The 16,496-nt window shown below is 68.5% G+C and carries 12 protein-coding genes; 9 read left to right on the top strand and 3 right to left on the bottom strand.

Annotated elements, in window-relative coordinates; translation table 11 throughout:
- The first annotated feature begins 9 nt into the window (after positions 1-9).
- On the top strand, positions 10-2,694 hold the full coding sequence (gene infB / locus HLH35_RS02945) for a translation initiation factor IF-2 (RefSeq protein WP_182977715.1): 2,685 nt from the start codon (positions 10-12) through the stop codon (positions 2,692-2,694).
- Positions 2,691-3,128: a 30S ribosome-binding factor RbfA gene (gene rbfA / locus HLH35_RS02940; RefSeq protein ID WP_182977714.1), complete on the top strand. Its 438-nt coding sequence runs from the start codon at positions 2,691-2,693 to the stop codon at positions 3,126-3,128. Before infB ends, rbfA begins: the two co-directional genes overlap by 4 nt.
- 300 nt (positions 3,129-3,428) lie before the next feature.
- On the opposite strand, the gene HLH35_RS02935 is transcribed toward rbfA, so the two are convergent.
- Entirely contained in the window at positions 3,429-4,406 is a 978-nt protein-coding gene (locus HLH35_RS02935; RefSeq protein ID WP_246384800.1) for an MlaD family protein, read from the bottom strand.
- 156 nt (positions 4,407-4,562) lie between these two features.
- Between HLH35_RS02935 and truB the strand changes: the two genes are divergently transcribed.
- The 4 genes from truB (at position 4,563) to HLH35_RS02915 (ending at position 9,763) form a co-directional block, all read left to right on the top strand.
- The gene (truB, locus tag HLH35_RS02930) at positions 4,563-5,483 is read left to right on the top strand and encodes a tRNA pseudouridine(55) synthase TruB (protein ID WP_182977713.1); all 921 of its coding nucleotides are present in this window, start codon (positions 4,563-4,565) and stop codon (positions 5,481-5,483) included.
- 24 nt (positions 5,484-5,507) lie between these two features.
- The gene (rpsO, locus tag HLH35_RS02925; protein WP_182977712.1) at positions 5,508-5,777 is read left to right on the top strand and encodes a 30S ribosomal protein S15; all 270 of its coding nucleotides are present in this window, start codon (positions 5,508-5,510) and stop codon (positions 5,775-5,777) included.
- Between the two features lie 314 nt (positions 5,778-6,091).
- Entirely contained in the window at positions 6,092-8,233 is a 2,142-nt protein-coding gene (gene pnp, locus HLH35_RS02920) for a polyribonucleotide nucleotidyltransferase (protein ID WP_182977711.1), read from the top strand.
- A gap of 111 nt (positions 8,234-8,344) precedes the next feature.
- Positions 8,345-9,763, top strand: a complete 1,419-nt coding sequence (locus HLH35_RS02915) for an NAD(P)H-dependent flavin oxidoreductase (RefSeq protein ID WP_182977950.1) — start codon at positions 8,345-8,347, stop codon at positions 9,761-9,763.
- Between the two features lie 150 nt (positions 9,764-9,913).
- Here HLH35_RS02915 and rdgB read toward each other — a convergent pair whose 3' ends face one another.
- Positions 9,914-10,531 (bottom strand): RdgB/HAM1 family non-canonical purine NTP pyrophosphatase, encoded by a 618-nt coding sequence (gene rdgB, locus HLH35_RS02910; protein ID WP_182977710.1) that lies wholly within the window; start codon positions 10,529-10,531, stop codon positions 9,914-9,916.
- Positions 10,528-11,277, bottom strand: a complete 750-nt coding sequence (rph, locus tag HLH35_RS02905) for a ribonuclease PH (RefSeq protein WP_182977709.1) — start codon at positions 11,275-11,277, stop codon at positions 10,528-10,530. Before rph ends, rdgB begins: the two co-directional genes overlap by 4 nt.
- Before the next feature lie 248 nt (positions 11,278-11,525).
- Here rph and hrcA point away from each other — a divergent pair, with 248 nt between their 5' ends.
- The 3 genes from hrcA to HLH35_RS02890 all read left to right on the top strand — a co-directional run bounded on the left by hrcA (position 11,526) and on the right by HLH35_RS02890 (position 16,491).
- The gene (hrcA, locus tag HLH35_RS02900) at positions 11,526-12,593 is read left to right on the top strand and encodes a heat-inducible transcriptional repressor HrcA (protein ID WP_182977708.1); all 1,068 of its coding nucleotides are present in this window, start codon (positions 11,526-11,528) and stop codon (positions 12,591-12,593) included.
- Between the two features lie 142 nt (positions 12,594-12,735).
- The gene (locus HLH35_RS02895) at positions 12,736-13,623 is read left to right on the top strand and encodes an aldo/keto reductase (protein WP_182977707.1); all 888 of its coding nucleotides are present in this window, start codon (positions 12,736-12,738) and stop codon (positions 13,621-13,623) included.
- A 105-nt stretch (positions 13,624-13,728) separates the two neighbouring features.
- Entirely contained in the window at positions 13,729-16,491 is a 2,763-nt protein-coding gene (locus tag HLH35_RS02890; RefSeq protein WP_182977706.1) for a penicillin-binding protein 1A, read from the top strand.
- The last annotated feature ends 5 nt before the right edge of the window (positions 16,492-16,496 follow it).

Raw genomic sequence — 16,496 nt, 5'->3', positions numbered from 1 at the left:
GGCGGGTACATGAGCGAAGGCAACGATCAGGATCAGGGTAAGGGACGCTTGTCCCTGCGGCCGGCGGGCCGGAGGGAGGTCGGACGGACGGTTGACGCCGGTTCCGTGCGGCAGAGTTTCAGCCATGGTCGTTCGAAGGTGGTGCAGGTCGAGGTGCGCAAGAAGCGCGGCCCCGGTCCCGCCCCCGCGGGCAGCGGCTCCGGTTCGTCCGGTGGCGGCCGGGCTGGCGGGCGCGGTGGCAATGGCGGCCGCGCGCTGACCGCCGCCGAACTGGCCACCCGCCAGCGCGTACTCGAGGAGCAGCGGGCGGAAGCCGTTCGCCGCGAGCAGGAGCGGCGCGAGCAGGAAAAGATCATGATCCTGTCCGCCGCCGAGGAAGCGCGGCGGCGCGAGGAAGAAGCCCGGCGCGCAGCCGAGGAAGAAGCCCGCGAGCAGGAAGAGGCGGCCCGTGCCCGCGCAGAGCAGGCCGCGCAGCCGGCCCCCGAGCCGGCGGAAGCCCCGACGGCGGCCGGTCCCGTGGTCTCGGCCGTGCCGATCCCCGGCGAGGTCACGCTGGCCCCGCCGATGGAGCGCCTGCGCCCGCTGGCCGAGCGCGCCATCATGCCGGCCCGTCCGGTCACGCCCACCCGTCCGGCCCCGCAGGCCGCGACGCCGGCCCAGCCGCAGGGCGAGACCCTGCGCCTGCGCACGGGGCGTGGTCCCGACACGGAAGAAGAACGCCGTGCCCCGCGTCGCCCCGGCGTCGTGCCCAGCCGCAAGCCGAGCGGCGCGCCGGCGAAGAAGGGTGGTGACAACCGCCGTTCCGGCCGCATCGACGTTCAGGCGGCGATCGAGGGTGACGACGACAAGACGCGTTCGCTGGCCTCGGTCCGGCGCCAGCGCGAGCGTGAGCGCCGGCAGGCGGAGCTGGAGCGCCTGCGCTCCGACCAGGTTCGCGTGGTGCGCGACGTGGTGCTGCCCGAGACGATCACGGTCCAGGAACTGGCGAACCGCATGGCGGCCCGCCAGGGCGAAGTCATCAAGGCCCTGATGAAGATGGGCGTGATGGCGACCGTGACCCAGTCGCTGGATGCCGATACGGCCGAGCTGGTCATTCAGGAATTCGGCCATCGGGTCCGCCGCGTGGCCGACAGCGATGTCGAAATCGGCATCGAAGGCATCGAGGATACGCCGGAAGACCTGCTGCCGCGTCCGCCCGTCGTGACGGTCATGGGGCATGTCGACCACGGCAAGACCTCGCTGCTGGATGCGCTGCGCACCACCGACGTGGCCGCGGCCGAAGCCGGTGGCATCACCCAGCATATCGGTGCCTATCAGGTGACGCTGCCTTCGGGCGCCAAGATCACCTTCATCGACACCCCGGGCCATGAGGCGTTCACCGCCATGCGTGCCCGTGGCGCGTCGGTGACCGACGTGGTGGTGCTGGTCGTGGCGGCGGATGACGGCGTGATGCCGCAGACGATCGAGGCGATCCGCCATGCCAAGGCGGCGAATGCGCCGATCGTGGTTGCGATCAACAAGTGCGACAAGCCGGGCGCCAACCCCGATCGGGTGCGTCAGGAACTGCTGTCGCATGAGATCGTGGTCGAATCGATGGGCGGCGACACCCAGGATGTCGAGGTCTCGGCGCTGAAGCGTACCGGGCTGGACAAGCTGGAAGAAGCCATCCTGCTGCAGGCGGAAATCCTGGACCTGCGCGCCAACCCGGACCGGGTGGCCGAAGGTTCGGTGATCGAAAGCCGGCTGGATCGCGGTCGTGGCCCGGTGGCGACGATCCTGGTGCAGAAGGGCACGCTGCGGCGTGGCGACATCGTGGTGGCCGGCGCCGAATGGGGCCGTGTCCGTGCGATGCTGGACGACCGCAACCGCCAGATCCAGGAGGCGCTGCCTTCGACCCCGGTCGAGATCCTGGGCATTGCCGGCGTGCCGGGTGCCGGCGAGCCGTTCGTGGTGGTGGAGAACGAGAACCGCGCCCGCGAGATCTCGGAATTCCGTCAGCGCGTGATCAAGGACCGCATGGCCGCCGGCCAGACGGCCGCGCGCGGCACGCTGGACCAGATGCTGGCGCGTATCCAGGCCGGTGCCCAGAAGGAAGTCGCCGTACTGATCAAGGCCGACGTCCAGGGTTCGGCCGAGGCGCTGCAGACCACGGTGCTCAAGCTGGAGCATGAAGAGGTCAAGGTGCGGGTGCTGACGGCCGGTGTCGGCCAGATCACCGAAAGCGACGTGCAGCTGGCCAAGGCGTCGGACGCGGTGATCATCGCGTTCAACGTCCGTGCCACGACGCAGGCGCGGGAGCTGGCGCAGCGCGAAGGTGTCGATATCCGCTACTACTCGATCATCTATCAGGTCGCGGACGACGTCGAGCAGCTGGTCAAGGGCAAGGTTGCGCCCAAGCACCGCGAGAAGTTCCTGGGTTATGCCGAGATCCGCAAGGTGTTCGACATCACCAAGGTGGGCAAGGTTGCCGGTTGCTACGTCACCGAGGGCGTGGTCAAGCGTGGGTGCGGTGTGCGCCTGCTGCGCGACAACGTCGTCATCCACCAGGGCGATCTCAGCCAGCTCAAGCGCTTCAAGGACGATGTCAAGGAAGTGGCGCGCGGTTATGAGTGCGGCCTGTCCTTCGCCGGCTACAACGACCTGCGTGAAGGCGACGTGGTCGAGTGCTACGAAATGGAACTGGTCCCCGCATGAGCCGCAACCCATCACGTGGGAAGGTGAATACGGCTGGGCCGGCGGGGAAACTCGCCGGTCTTGCCGCTTCCGGCCCCAGCCAGCGCCAGTTGCGCGTGGGCGAGGAAGTGCGCCGCGTGCTGGCCGACCTGTTCGCCCGCACGGAATTCCGCGACCCGGAACTGGTCGATGCCCGCATCACCGTGACCGAAGTGCGGCTGTCGCCTGACCTGAAGCACGCCACGGCCTTCGTGGCGCGGCTGGGGCGGAGCGATGTCGACGCGCTGATGCCGGCGCTGCGGCGGGTGGCGCCGTTCCTGCGGTCGCGCATGTCGGGTAATCTGCGGCTGCGGGTGGTGCCGGAAATCCATTTCCAGCCCGATACGGCGCTGGATTATGCGATGGAAGTCAGTGCGCTGCTGAGCCAGCCCGACGTGGCGCGCGACCTGGACTGAGAGGCCGCTTGCAAAGTCGCCCTGCCGGCGATCCGACGCGCATTTGCGGCACTTCGGTGCTCACGGCCATCAAGGCCGCTCCGCTCCGATGCTCAAAAATACACGCCGGGCGTGCCGCTACGCGGCACTCTCGCTCGGCAGGGCGACTTTGCAAACGGCCTCCAAGAGAAGGTCTCTTCTTTTTCTGAAGAAAAAGAAGCAAAAAGACTTCTGATCTGTTCAGGGGCATCGTGTGCCCCGGCAAAAAATTCCTGAACGAATCAGAGTTTTTTGGTTCTTTTTTTCAAAAAAGAACGAAGACTATTTCGTCCCCAGCAGCAGCACCCCCGGCGCCTGTCGGATCTTATGCGCCGCGTCATGCAGCGCGGTGCCGCCGGCCGCGATATCGCGCCGCGTGGCCTCCAGGTCGGCCTTCAACGCATCGTCGGGCGTGTGCAGGTCGGAGCGGACCTGCCGGGCGGCTGCCATGGCCGTTTCGCTGTCGCGGGTGAGGGCCTGGATGTCCCTGCCGCGATCATGGATCTGCTGGTGGGCTGTGGCCCGGGCCTGCGCGATCGCGGTGCGGGTGGCGTGCCAGTCGTTTTCAGTCTTTTGCCGGGCAGCTTTCGCCGTGGCCGAGGCCGTTTGGAGGGCTGATGCGGTGGCCGCCAGGCTGGCGCGGACGGGCGGCAGGCTGGTATCCAGAGTCTGCGCTATTTTTTGGCTTTCCTGCACGGCCTGTCGCCATTCCGCGGCCATCTTGTGGATCGGCAGGGTGGTGAGGGTGCGGCGCAGGATCGCCAGCCGGGATTCGTGGGCCGGGATTTCCACCAGGTCCGACAGGCCGGGATGCGGCGGCGGAATGGGGCCGGAGACGATATCCAGATCGATGCCGACGCGGCCGGTGACCAGGCTGGCGGTATGGAGTTCGGCCTGTAATCCGTCGCGCACCAGCCGGACCAGGATCTGGTGGGGCGACGAGGCATCCGCGCCGGCCGTCATATGAATCCGCTCGGGCTGGATGCGGATGATGACGGGAATCAGCGTGCGGCCCTGCTGCGGATCGGCGTCGAGGGCGACCTGCTCGACCCGGCCCAGCATCACGCCGCGAAATGTGACGGCCGCGCCGGGGCGCAGGCCGCCCACCGGATGGTCGAACACGATCATGGCCCGTTCGGTGCGCGCCAGCAGGCCGAACTGGCCGAACGAGCCCAGGAAGGCGCAGCCCAGCGCGATCCCGCCGGCGACGAAGAGCAGGATGGCCGCCCATCGGGCTACCCGGCCCGGATGCATGCTCATCGGCCGTGGGGACGAAGAAGAGTGATCATCGGCTTTTATTCGGACCTCCCCGGCCTCATGAGAAAGCAGGCATGGCACAATCCGGCATTGCTCCTCATTCAGGGCTCGTCTACACGCACGCCTCTTCCAGGATTCTGATCAAGAAGGTTTTGCCCCATGCGACGCAAGCGCGGACGTCCGATCGATGGCTGGCTGGTCATCGACAAGCCGACGGGGATGACATCGACCGATGTCGTCAACCGGGTGAAGCGTCTGTTCGACGCCGCCAAGGCGGGGCATGGCGGCACGCTGGACCCGCTGGCGACCGGGCTGCTGCCCATCGCCTTCGGCGCGGCCACCAAGACGGTGCCCTACATCATGGATGGGACCAAGCGCTACCAGTTCACCCTGCGCCTGGGCGAGGCAAGGGACACGGACGATGCCGACGGCGCGGTGACCGAGACCTCGCCGGTTCGTCCCTCGGACGATGATTTCCGCCGTGCGCTGCCGGCCTTTCGGGGCGACATCATGCAGGTGCCGCCCGTCTATTCCGCGATCAAGGTGGCGGGCGAGCGGGCCTATGACATGGCGCGCGACGGTCGCCCGCCCGAGCTGCCGCCCCGGCCGGCGCGGATCGACCGGTTCGAGCTGGTGGCGCGGCCCGATGAGGACACCGCGATTTTCGAGGTGGAATCCGGCAAGGGCGTCTATATGCGCTCGCTCGCGCGCGACATTGCCAGGGCCTGCGGCACGGTCGGCCATGTGGCCGCCCTGCGCCGCCTGCGGGTCGGCCCTTTTGCCGAGGAAGACGCGATTCCACTGGACAAACTGGCGCCAAACGACGACAACGCGCCTGCCTCACCGGATCTTCTTCTTCCGGTCGCGACCGCGCTGGCCGACATCCCGGCGCTGGCCTTGACCCACGAGGAAGCAGAGTCCCTTTCGCACGGGCAGGCGATCAGCCTGCTGGGCCTGATGGGACGCATTCCGGACGCCGCCGATCCCGACCAGGGGATTGTCCGGGGGATGGACGGGGGGCGCGTGATCGGGCTTTGCCGGCTGGAAGATGGCTGGCTGCGCCCGGACCGCATGCTTTAACCGAATCTGAATGTGGAGAACCCGATGTCGATTACTGCTGAACGCCGCACGGCGCTGATTGGCGAATACCAGACCGCCGCCCAGGATACCGGCTCGCCGGAAGTCCAGGTCGCCCTGCTGACCGAGCGGATCACGAACCTGACCGAGCACCTGAAGACCCACGCGAAGGATTTCCATTCGCGTCGCGGCCTGCTGGTGATGGTCGGCAAGCGCCGCGGCCTGCTGGACTATCTGAAGCGCAAGGACGAGGCCCGCTACCAGGCCGTGATCGGCCGCCTGGGTCTGCGCCGCTGAGATGACACGCGATCCGGTCCGCTGCCGCGCAATGCGTGGCAACGGGCCGGGTCGCGTTGGTGCGTTCCGCCGACGGGATGGCGTGGCCACCCCGTTGTCGCGGGGCCGCCATTGCCCGATGCCCAATCGTGGGCCGGGTCACACGCTGCCCCTATGTCGGTGGAGACATCCGGACCGGGTCGCAGCGTTTCAGGCCACATGGTGTTCTGGCGGGCCACCGTCATCGCTCCATGCCGTCCGAGACGCTGTCCTTCATCCCCTTGTCCGGACCCCTCCCATCCGTCCGGGGCGGCTTTCGGACAGGGAGTGTCTGAATGTTCAATTACTACCGCAAAGAGATCGAGTGGGGCGGCCGCACGCTGGTGCTGGAGACGGGCAAGATCGCCCGCCAGGCCGATGGCGCCGTGGTCGTGACCTATGGCGACACGGTCGTGCTCTGCACCGCCGTCGGTGCCCGCAGCGTCAAGCCGGGCCAGGATTTCTTCCCGCTGACGGTCAACTACCAGGAAAAGGCCTATGCGGCCGGCAAGATCCCGGGCGGCTTCTTCAAGCGTGAAGGGCGCCCGTCGGAGATCGAGGTCCTGAATTCGCGCCTGATCGACCGTCCGATCCGTCCGCTGTTCCCGGAAGCCTTCCGCAACGAAGTGCAGGTCGTCGCGACCGTGCTGAGCCATGATCTGGAGAACGATCCGTCGATCGTGGCCCTGATCGGCTGCTCGGCGGCGCTGACCCTGTCGGGCATTCCGTTCTTCGGCCCGGTCGCGGCCTGCCGCGTCGGCTACGAGAACGGCGCCTATGTGCTGAACCCGACCCTGGCGGAGCTGAAGACCAGCGCGCTGGACCTGGTGGTCGCCGGCACGTCGGAAGGCGTGCTGATGGTCGAGTCCGAGGCGGGCGAACTGAGCGAAGAGGTGATGCTGGGCGCCGTGACCTTCGGTCATGAATCGTTCCAGCCGGTCATCGACGCCATCATCGCGCTGGCCGAGCATGCCGCGAAGGCGCCGTGGGACCTGGCCGAGCCGTCGGCCGAGGAGCTGGCGCTGCGCAAGCGGGTCGACGAGCTGGGCCGCGCCTCGATCGCCGAGGCGTATCAGGAGCGCGTGAAGCAGGCGCGTTACAAGAAGGTCGGCGCGGCGAAGGACGCCGTGCTGGCGGCGCTGACGGAAGAAGGCCTGGACGCCAATGCGGCCAAGCCGATCCTGAAGGACCTGGAAGCCGACGTGGTGCGCAGCGCGGTGCTGGATACCGGCCTGCGCATCGACGGCCGCGACCTGAAGACGGTTCGCCCGATCATGTCGGAAGTCGGCATCCTGCCGCGTGCCCATGGCTCGGCCCTGTTCACCCGTGGCGAGACCCAGGCCCTGGTGGTCGCCACCCTGGGCACCGCCCAGGACGAGCAGGTGATCGACGCGCTGGAAGGCGAGTACCGCACCAACTTCATGCTGCACTACAACTTCCCCCCCTACTCGGTGGGTGAGTGCGGCCGCATGGGTTCGCCCGGCCGTCGCGAGATCGGCCATGGCAAGCTGGCCTGGCGCGCGGTGCATCCGCTGCTGCCCGGCAAGGATACCTTCCCGTACACGATGCGCGTGGTGTCCGAGATCACCGAGAGCAACGGTTCGTCCTCGATGGCGACCGTGTGCGGCACCTCGCTGGCGCTGATGGATGCCGGTGCGCCGCTGAAGCGGCCGGTGGCGGGCATCGCCATGGGCCTGATCAAGGAAGATCGCGGCTTCGCCGTGCTGTCCGACATCCTGGGTGACGAAGACCATCTCGGCGACATGGACTTCAAGGTGGCCGGCACCGAGCAGGGCGTCACCGCGCTGCAGATGGACATCAAGATCACGTCCATCACGCCGGAGATCATGAAGATCGCCCTGGGCCAGGCGCGCGACGGCCGCCTGCACATCCTGGGCGAGATGTCCAAGGCCCTGACCGAGGGGCGCAGCGACGTGTCCTCGACGGCGCCGAAGATCACCACCATCACCGTGCCCAAGGAAAAGATCCGCGATGTGATCGGCCAGGGCGGTAAAGTGATCCGTGAGATCGTTGAATATTCGGGTGCCAAGATCGACATCAACGATGACGGCACGATCATGATCGCGGCGTCGGCCGAAGAGCAGGCCAACAAGGCGATCGAGCGCATCCGCGGCATCGTGGCCGAGCCCGAGATCGGCGCGATCTACACCGGCAAGGTGGTCAAGACCGCCGATTTCGGTGCGTTCGTGAACTTCCTGGGCGCGCGCGACGGTCTGGTCCATATCTCGGAACTGTCGCAGGGCCGGGTTGCCAAGACCACGGACGTCGTCAACCAGGGCGATGTGGTCAAGGTGAAGGTCCTGGGCTTCGACGATCGCGGCAAGGTCAAGCTGTCGATGCGCGTCGTCGATCAGGAGACCGGCGCCGACATCACCGAGAATGTCGGAGCCAAGCCCGCTCGGCCGCCGGCGCGCTGAAGCCGGTCGGCGGTGGGGCAGCCTGCTCCACCGCCGCGGCCCCGCGGGGTGCGGGGCACGTATGGACGAGACGCCGGTCCGTCGGGACCGCGCGAGGACGATAGGGTAGTGATGAAGGCGATCAATGCGATCCGCATGGGCGGGGTGGATGTCCTGCCGCTGATCGAAGGTGGAAAGGGCGTGTCGGTTTCGACCGGTATATCGTCCGGACATTGGGCGGCGGCGGGTGGCGCCGGCACGGTGTCGATCGTCAATGCCGATTCCTATGACGCCGAGGGACGACGCGTCCCGCAGGTCTATCATGGCCGCAACCGGCGCGAACGGCAGCAGGAACTGATTGCCTATGCCATCAATGGCGGCATCGCGCAGGCGAAGATCGCGCATGATCTGGCCGGTGGGCGCGGACGTATCCACGCCAATATCCTGTGGGAGATGGGCGGCGCCGAGGAAGTCATTACCGGGGTGCTGGAAGGCGCGCCGGGACTGATCCATGGCCTGACCTGCGGCGCGGGCATGCCCTATCGCCTGTCGGAGATCGCGGCGCGGTTCGGCATCCATTATTATCCCATCGTCTCATCCGCCCGGGCGTTCAGCGCCCTGTGGAAGCGGTCGTTCCACAAGAACCCCGACGGGCTGGGCGGGGTGGTGTACGAAGACCCGTGGCGGGCCGGCGGGCATAACGGCCTGTCGAACACCGAAAATCCGCTCAACCCCGAGGACCCGTTCCCCCGCGTGCTGGCGCTGCGCCAGGCGATGCGCGGCTTCGGCCTGCACGAGACGCCGATCATCATGGCCGGCGGCGTGTGGTGCCTGGAGGAATGGGAAGACTGGATCGACAATCCCGAACTGGGGCCGATTGCCTTCCAGTTCGGCACCCGGCCGCTGCTGACGCAGGAAAGCCCGATCCCCGACGCGTGGAAGCGCAGGCTGCTGACCCTGAAGAAGGGCGATGTCTTCCTGAACCGCTTCTCGCCGACCGGATTCTATTCCTCGGCGGTGAACAATCCGTTCCTGCTGGAACTCCAGGCGCGGTCCGAGCGCCAGGTTGCCTATTCCACCGAACCGGTGGGCGAGCATACGGCGTCCTATGGCGTGGGTGCACGTGGCCGGCTGGTCTTCATGACCGAAGCCGACCGCGCGCATGTCCTTCTGTGGGAGCGCGAGGGCTATACCGAGGCCATGCGCACCCCGGATTCCACCCTGATCTTCGTCGCGCCCGAGAAGGCGCGGGAGATCCTGGCCGATCAGGTGGCATGCATGGGCTGCCTGTCGGAATGCCGCTTCTCGAACTGGAGCCAGCGGGGGCCGGACTATTCCAACGGTCACAAGGCCGATCCGCGCTCGTTCTGCATCCAGAAGACGCTTCAGTCCATCGCCCATGCCGGCCCCGAGGGCGCCGACGAAGTGATGGACAACAACCTGATGTTCGGCGGCACGAATGCGTGGCGCTTCGGCACCGACCCGTTCTACGCCAACGGGTTCGTGCCGACGGTCGGCCAACTGGTCGATCGCATCCTGACCGGACGCTGACACGGCGCAGTGTTGGAACGGGCCCCATCGGGGCCCGTTCGCGTTTCAAGCGACCAATTATGATAATCTGCTGATAACGAACGGGTTTCCAAAGGGCGCTGCCCTTTGGTGGGTCAAGGGCAGAGCCGGGCAACGCCCTTGTCCCCTGCCTCATCCGGGAGGCAGGCAGGCGGCGCGGAAGGCAGCGAAGGCGCGGGCGCGGTGGCTGATGGCGTTCTTCTCGGCTTCCGGCATCTCGGCGAAGGTCCGGGTCTCGCCGTCCGGCATGAAGATCGGGTCGTAGCCATGGCCGTGGGCGCCACGGGGCGGCCAGGCGATCTGCCCGTCGATCCGGCCTTCGAACGTACGGACGGTGCCGTCGGGCCAGGCCAGGCACAGGACGGAGATGAACCAGGCCGACCGGTCTTCGTCCGTGCCGATGCCTTCGTGGATGCGGGCCATGGCGCCGGGGAAATCCTTGTCGGGGCCGGCCCAGCGGGCGGAATAGATCCCCGGCGCGCCCCCCAGGGCGGCGACGCACAGGCCGGAATCGTCGGCCAGTGCCGGCAGGCCGCTGGCCTGTGCCGCCGCCACGGCCTTCAGCGCCGCGTTGCCGGTAAAGCTGTCGGCGGTTTCCTCGGGCTCGGGCAGGCCAAGCTGGCCGGCCGAGACGATGGTGATGCCATACCCGCTCAGCAGGGCGTCGAATTCCGCCAGCTTGCCCTTGTTGTGGCTGGCCAGGACCAGCCGTTCGCCACCGGCCAGGCGGCGTGCCTCCGCCCCGCTCACGACGCGTCGCTCCGCGCGCCCAGTGCGGCGTCCACCGCCGCGCGCTGGGCGGCGAACAGATGCTGCGTGCCGTCCTGCGCCAGGCGCAGCAGGGCCTCGAACTGCGCCTGCGAGAAGGGGGCCTGCTCGGCCGTGCCCTGGATCTCGACGATGCCGCCGGCCTCGGTCAGGACGAAATTGGCGTCGGCGGCGGCCGCGCTGTCCTCGTCATAATCAAGGTCCAGCACCGGCCCGGCCCCGGTCAGGCCGCAGGAGATCGCGGCGACCTGCGCCGTCAGCGGCACGCGGGCCAGGACGCGGTTGCGCACCAGCTTTTCCAGCGCCAGTCGCAGGGCGACCCAGGCGCCGGTGATCGAGGCGCAGCGGGTGCCGCCATCGGCGTTCAGCACGTCGCAATCGACAGTGATCGAGATTTCGCCCAGCGCGCTCAAATCCGTCACGGCGCGCAGCGAGCGGCCGATCAGGCGCTGGATTTCCTGCGTGCGGCCCGACTGCTTGCCCTTTGCGGCCTCGCGGGCGCCACGCGTGTGGGTGGCGCGGGGCAGCATGCCGTATTCCGCCGTCACCCAACCTTTGCCCTGGCCGCGCAGAAAGGGCGGCACGCGCGGTTCGACGCTGGCGGCGCACAGCACCTCCGTCCCGCCCATGCGGATCAGGGCCGATCCCTCGGCGTGGCGGGCGAAGCCCGTTTCGATGGAGACGGGGCGTAGCGCGTCGGGGGCGCGGCCCGAGGGGCGGGTGGTCATGGGCAAACGATACTCCGCATCGACAGGCAGGGTATTCCGGGGCGGGCCGCCGAAAAGGCGGGCATAGCCCGAGCCGGGGGATAATGGCCAGCCCGCGCTTGTCATCGCCTGCCGGCGCCTCCAGATTCCGTTGCAGCGGTTGCCCCGCGCGCCACCTGTTCAGGCGGCATCGAAACTTTGGCGGCAACCTCGTATAGTGCTCAATTCGGCCGGTATTTCCGGCTGCGAACGTGGAGGCTTCAAGCAGGATGAATCCCGGCACGCTGTCTTCCCGTCCGGCCCTGCCGCCGGGGCTGGATGCCCGTTCGGCGGCGATCCTGCGCGAGATCGTCGAACAATATGTCGAAACCGGCGAGCCGGTCGGCTCGCGCACCCTGTCGCGGCGCCTGCCGCTGCCGCTCTCGCCCGCCACCATCCGCAATGTGATGGCGGACCTGACCGAGGCCGGGCTGCTGTTCTCGCCCCACGCGTCGGCCGGCCGGCTGCCGACGGAAAAGGGGGTGCGGCTGTTCGTCGACGGCCTGCTGCAGTTCGGCAGCCTGAGCGAGGATGAGCGCGAGACCATCACCAACTCGCTGGAGATGCGCGGGCGCTCGTTGCAGGACACGCTGGCCGAGGCGTCGTCGATGCTGTCCGGCCTGTCCTCGGCCGCCGGGCTGGTGCTGGCGCCCAAGGGTGATGGGGCGGTGAAGCATATCGAATTCGTGGCCCTGGGCCCCCGGCGCGCGCTGGTGATCCTGGTGGGCGCGGACGGGCAGGTGGAAAACCGGGTGATCGAGACCCCGATCGGCCTGCCGCCCTCGGCGCTGGTCGAGGCGGGGAACTACCTCAATGCCCAGCTGGCCGGCCGCTCGCTTGAGGATCTGCGCGCGCATGTCAGTGCGGATATGAGCGCCAATCGCAGCGAACTGCACCATCTGACGGCCGAGATCGTGGCCAGCGGGCTGGCGACGTGGAGCGACGTGGACCGTGGCGGCACGCTGTTCGTGCGCGGCCAGGCGCGTCTGCTGGCCGACGTGACGGAGATCGAGCGCCTGTCCACCATCCAGATGCTGTTCGAGCGGCTGGAAACGCAGGAGACGATGCTGCGCCTGCTGGAACTGGCCCAGGAATCGGACGGCGTACGGATCTTCATCGGGGCCGAAAGTGGCTTGTTCGGCCTGTCCGGCACCTCGGTGGTGGTGGCGCCGGCGCGGACCGAAAGTAACCGCATCGTGGGTGCGATCGGCGTGATCGGGCCCACGCGGCTCAATTATGGGCGCATTATTCCCGTCGTGGATTATACCGCGCGCGTCATAGGCAGAATGCTCGGCTGAATCTCGGCCCGGACACGCGCGCTGGTGGCGATCCGACGCGGGTGTGAAAGGCCGGGCTGCCTTGGTGCCGCCATCTTCCTGCCCTAGCTGCCGGGACGGTGCGTTCGTTTCCGCCCGGCGCGCATGTTCGAGGAGAGCCTTCATGCCCCGTCCCGATGCACGCCAGGCCGGCACGTTCCTGATTGGCGGCGACCTGCCGGTCGCGCGCCTGGGGTTCGGTGCCATGCGCATTACCGGGCGCGGAATCTGGGGCGACCCGCCCGACCGCGAGCGCGCGCTGGAAACCCTGCGCCGCGCGGTGGCCTGCGGGGTTACCCTGATCGACACCGCCGACAGTTACGGCCCTTATGTCAGCGAGGATCTGATCCGCGCGGCCCTGCACCCTTATGCCGGGCTGCATATCGCGACCAAGGGCGGCCACACCCGCCATGGACCGGACATCTGGCGGCCGGTGGGCAATCCGAACTATCTGCGCCAGTGCGTGCTGATGAGCATGCGCCGCCTGGGCGTGGAGCGGATCGACCTGTGGCAGTTGCATCGCGTGGGGCCGGACTGCCCGCCGGAGGTGCAGTTCGAGGTCATCGCCGCGATGCGCGCGGAAGGGCTGATCCGCCATGTCGGCCTGTCCGAAGTGTCGGTGGAGATGATCGAGCGGGCCCAGCGCTTCTTCCCGGTCGTGACGGTGCAGAACCGCTATAATCTGGTCAATCGCGCGTCCGAGGACGTGCTGGATTATTGCGCCGCGCGTGGGATCGGCTTCATTCCCTGGGCGCCGCTGGCGGCGGGCTCGCTGGCGCGGGAAGGGGGTGTGCTGGACCGGACGGCGCGCGATATGGGGGCCACGCCGGGACAGGTGGCGCTGGCCTGGCTGCTGCGCCGGGCCCCGGTGATGCTGCCGATCCCCGGCACCGGCAGCCCCGCGCACGTCGAAGAGAATGTGGCCGCCGCCGGACTGGTGCTGGACGATGCGACCTTCACCCGGCTGGAGCAGGAGGGGCGCGCGGAATGGCGCCGTCAGGCGGATGGTTGACGCCCCTGCCCGGGGGGCGACGCCGCGGCCCGAGAATGCTAGGAGAGGCGTCCTTGCCCGTCATGACGGATCTCGTTCCCTTGCCCTTCGCCCATTGGACCCTGGATGATTTTTCGTAACGGATCAGGCCGTGACGGCCGGCTGCTTGTCACCTCGCGCGTCGGGGGCGATGTCGTCGAAGGCGCGGCCCCGGGCCAGCCCCGGCGTGGCTTCGGCCTGACCGGGCCGGGCGGCGGCCCACGCCGGCCGCGCTTCCGGCTGGTCCGCCGCCTGCTGGGTGGCGGGGCGGCCGTGGTGCTGCTGGTGACGCTGGCGGGCGGGCTGGTGGCCTGGACGAAATACGAGCAGCTGGTGGCCGACCTGCCGACGGTGGACGGGCTGCGCACCTATCAGCCGCCGGTCATGAGCCGCCTCTATTCCGGCGATGACAAGGTGATGGCGGAGCTGGCGGCCGAACGGCGCATCTTCGTGCCCTATTCGGCCATTCCGGCCCGGGTGAAGAATGCCGTCATCGCGGCCGAGGACCAGAAATTCTATACCCATGGCGGCGTCGACCCGTTCGCGATCATCCGCGCGGGGCTGAGCGACCTGACCGTGCATCGGGGGCACCGCCCGATGGGAGCCTCGACGATCACCCAGCAGGTGGCGCGCATCATGCTGCTGGGATCGAAGCAGACCTTGTCGCTGGAACGCAAGGCAAGGGAAGCCCTGCTGGCGATCCGGATCGAGCAGACCCTGCCCAAGGAAAAGATCCTGGAGATCTACCTGAACGAGATCTATCTCGGCGCGGGTGCCTATGGCGTGGGCGCTGCGGCCCAGACCTATTTCAACAAGCCGCTGGACCAGGTGGACGATGCCGAGGCCGCGTTCCTGGGCGCGCTGCCGAAATCGCCCACCAACTACAACCCCTATCGCTTCCCCGACGCCGCCAAGGGAAGGCGCGACTGGGTGCTGCAGCGCATGGCCGAGACCGGTGCCATTTCCGATAGCGAGGCCCGCGCCGCCCAGAACGAGCCGCTGGTGCCGCAATCCTTCACCCGCCCCGGCCCGGTCCCGGGTTCGGAATGGTTCGGCGAGGAGGTGCGTCGCCAGCTGATCGAGCGGTACGGGCAGGACACCACCATGCAGGGTGGCCTTCTGGTCCATACCAGCATGGACCCGCATTTGCAGCAGGTCGCCACGGCAGCGGTGCGTGACGGGCTGATGGCCTATGACCATGATCATGGCGGCTGGCGCGGGCCGGTGGGGCATCTGGACGGTGTGGCGAACGCCGGCCAGTGGGTCCCCGCCCTGGCTGGTACGGCGCGGCTGCCCGGCATGCTGGACTCCTGGCGGCTTGGGGTCCTGCTGTCGCCGTCGACGGGCGAGGTCGGCTGGCTGGAAGGGCCGGCGGCGCGTGCCGAACCGCGCACCGGCCGGTTGCTGGCGCGCGACATGGCCTGGATGCGCCGCATGCGGGCCCCGCACGCGGGCGACCTGCTGATGGTCGAGCCGCAGGCCGAGGGCGGCGGTGTGGCGCTGCGCCAGGTGCCGAAGGTCGAAGGCGCGCTGGTGACGATGGACGTGCGGACGGGCCGGGTGCTGGCGATGGTGGGCGGCTGGTCGTTCGGCCAGTCGCAGTTCAACCGCGCCACCCAGGCGCTGCGCCAGCCCGGATCGTCCTTCAAGCCGTTCGTCTATCTGACGGCGATGGAGCAGGGGATTTCGCCGTCGCAGAAATTCGACGATTCCCCGGTTTCGTACGGCACATGGCACCCGAACAATTACGAGAAGGATTTCTGGGGCCCCACCACCCTGCATGACGCGCTGCGGGAATCGCGCAATCTGGTGACCATTCGCCTGGCGGCGCATATCGGCATGAAATCGGTGGCGAACATGGCCACGTCGCTGCAACTGGTTGATGCCATGCCCCATGTCCTGCCCGCCGCCCTGGGCGCGGTGGAGACGACCGTGCTGCGCGAGGCCGGGGCCTATGCCACCATCGCGGCGGGCGGACGGCTGGTGACGCCGACCCTGATCGACAATGTGCAGGACCGCGACGGCCATGTGCTGTGGCAGCCGCCGGGCCTGGGCTTGCAGGCGGCGGCCACGCCCGGTCCCGCCACGCCCGCATCTGGCGCCCCCGCGTCCGCCGTTGCGGCGCCGCAATCGGCCTCCGCGGGTGGCCAGACGCCGGCATTGGCACAGGCGGCGATTGCGGCGGCGATGGCCGCGCCGGCCGATGGGCCGGTGCTGGTCGATACGCGGCCGCAGGTGGCCTCGCCGGCCAGCACGTTCCAGATCGTGACGATGATGCGCGACGTGATCCTGCGCGGAACCGGGACCCGGGCGGGGCACGGGATCGACCGCCCCATTGCCGGCAAGACGGGCACCAGCCAGAATTTCAACGATGCGTGGTTCGCTGGTTTCTCGCCCGATATCGTGACGATCGTCTGGGTCGGGTTCGACACGCCGCAGACCCTGGGCAAGAACGAGACCGGCGGCACGATCGCCGGCCCGATCTGGAACCGGGTGATGAAGGCGGTGCTGGCCGACCGGCCGAAGCTGGATTTCCCCGTTCCGCAGGGGCTGACGCTGACGCGGTACGATACCGGGATGGGCATGGCGATGGATGCCTTCAAGCCCGACCAGGTGCCGGGCATCAGTGCCGACCTGAACGCCACGGCGACCGGCGCGCTGACCGCCGAGGATACCGGCGCCGAGACGATGCCGGATTCCGAAAGCGACATGGCGGCATCGCCTTCCGCCGCGCCCGCGGGCGGCCCCGCGACCGGCCCCGGCGCCGTGCCGGGCCAGCCCGTACCGTCGGCCGCCGCCCCGGCCGCGCCGGGCGCCGGGGGTGACATCGGCATGGGCGGCCTGTATTGACCCCG

The organism is Gluconacetobacter asukensis, assembly GCF_014174375.1.
GTDB lineage: Bacteria > Pseudomonadota > Alphaproteobacteria > Acetobacterales > Acetobacteraceae > Gluconacetobacter > Gluconacetobacter asukensis.
This window is presented reverse-complemented; position numbering and strand designations above follow the sequence as displayed.

What these genes read in the sequence shown, in the direction of transcription:
- HLH35_RS02895 (WP_182977707.1), top strand. Translation starts at nt 12,736, where the DNA reads ATGCCCCGTCCCGATGCACGCCAGGCCGGCACGTTCCTGATTGGCGGC.
- HLH35_RS02890 (WP_182977706.1), top strand. Translation starts at nt 13,729, where the DNA reads ATGATTTTTCGTAACGGATCAGGCCGTGACGGCCGGCTGCTTGTCACC.
- HLH35_RS02935 (WP_246384800.1), bottom strand. Translation starts at nt 4,406, where the DNA reads ATGAGCATGCATCCGGGCCGGGTAGCCCGATGGGCGGCCATCCTGCTC.
- rpsO (WP_182977712.1), top strand. Translation starts at nt 5,508, where the DNA reads ATGTCGATTACTGCTGAACGCCGCACGGCGCTGATTGGCGAATACCAG.
- HLH35_RS02915 (WP_182977950.1), top strand. Translation starts at nt 8,345, where the DNA reads ATGAAGGCGATCAATGCGATCCGCATGGGCGGGGTGGATGTCCTGCCG.
- rph (WP_182977709.1), bottom strand. Translation starts at nt 11,277, where the DNA reads ATGACCACCCGCCCCTCGGGCCGCGCCCCCGACGCGCTACGCCCCGTC.
- infB (WP_182977715.1), top strand. Translation starts at nt 10, where the DNA reads ATGAGCGAAGGCAACGATCAGGATCAGGGTAAGGGACGCTTGTCCCTG.
- rbfA (WP_182977714.1), top strand. Translation starts at nt 2,691, where the DNA reads ATGAGCCGCAACCCATCACGTGGGAAGGTGAATACGGCTGGGCCGGCG.
- hrcA (WP_182977708.1), top strand. Translation starts at nt 11,526, where the DNA reads ATGAATCCCGGCACGCTGTCTTCCCGTCCGGCCCTGCCGCCGGGGCTG.
- truB (WP_182977713.1), top strand. Translation starts at nt 4,563, where the DNA reads ATGCGACGCAAGCGCGGACGTCCGATCGATGGCTGGCTGGTCATCGAC.
- pnp (WP_182977711.1), top strand. Translation starts at nt 6,092, where the DNA reads ATGTTCAATTACTACCGCAAAGAGATCGAGTGGGGCGGCCGCACGCTG.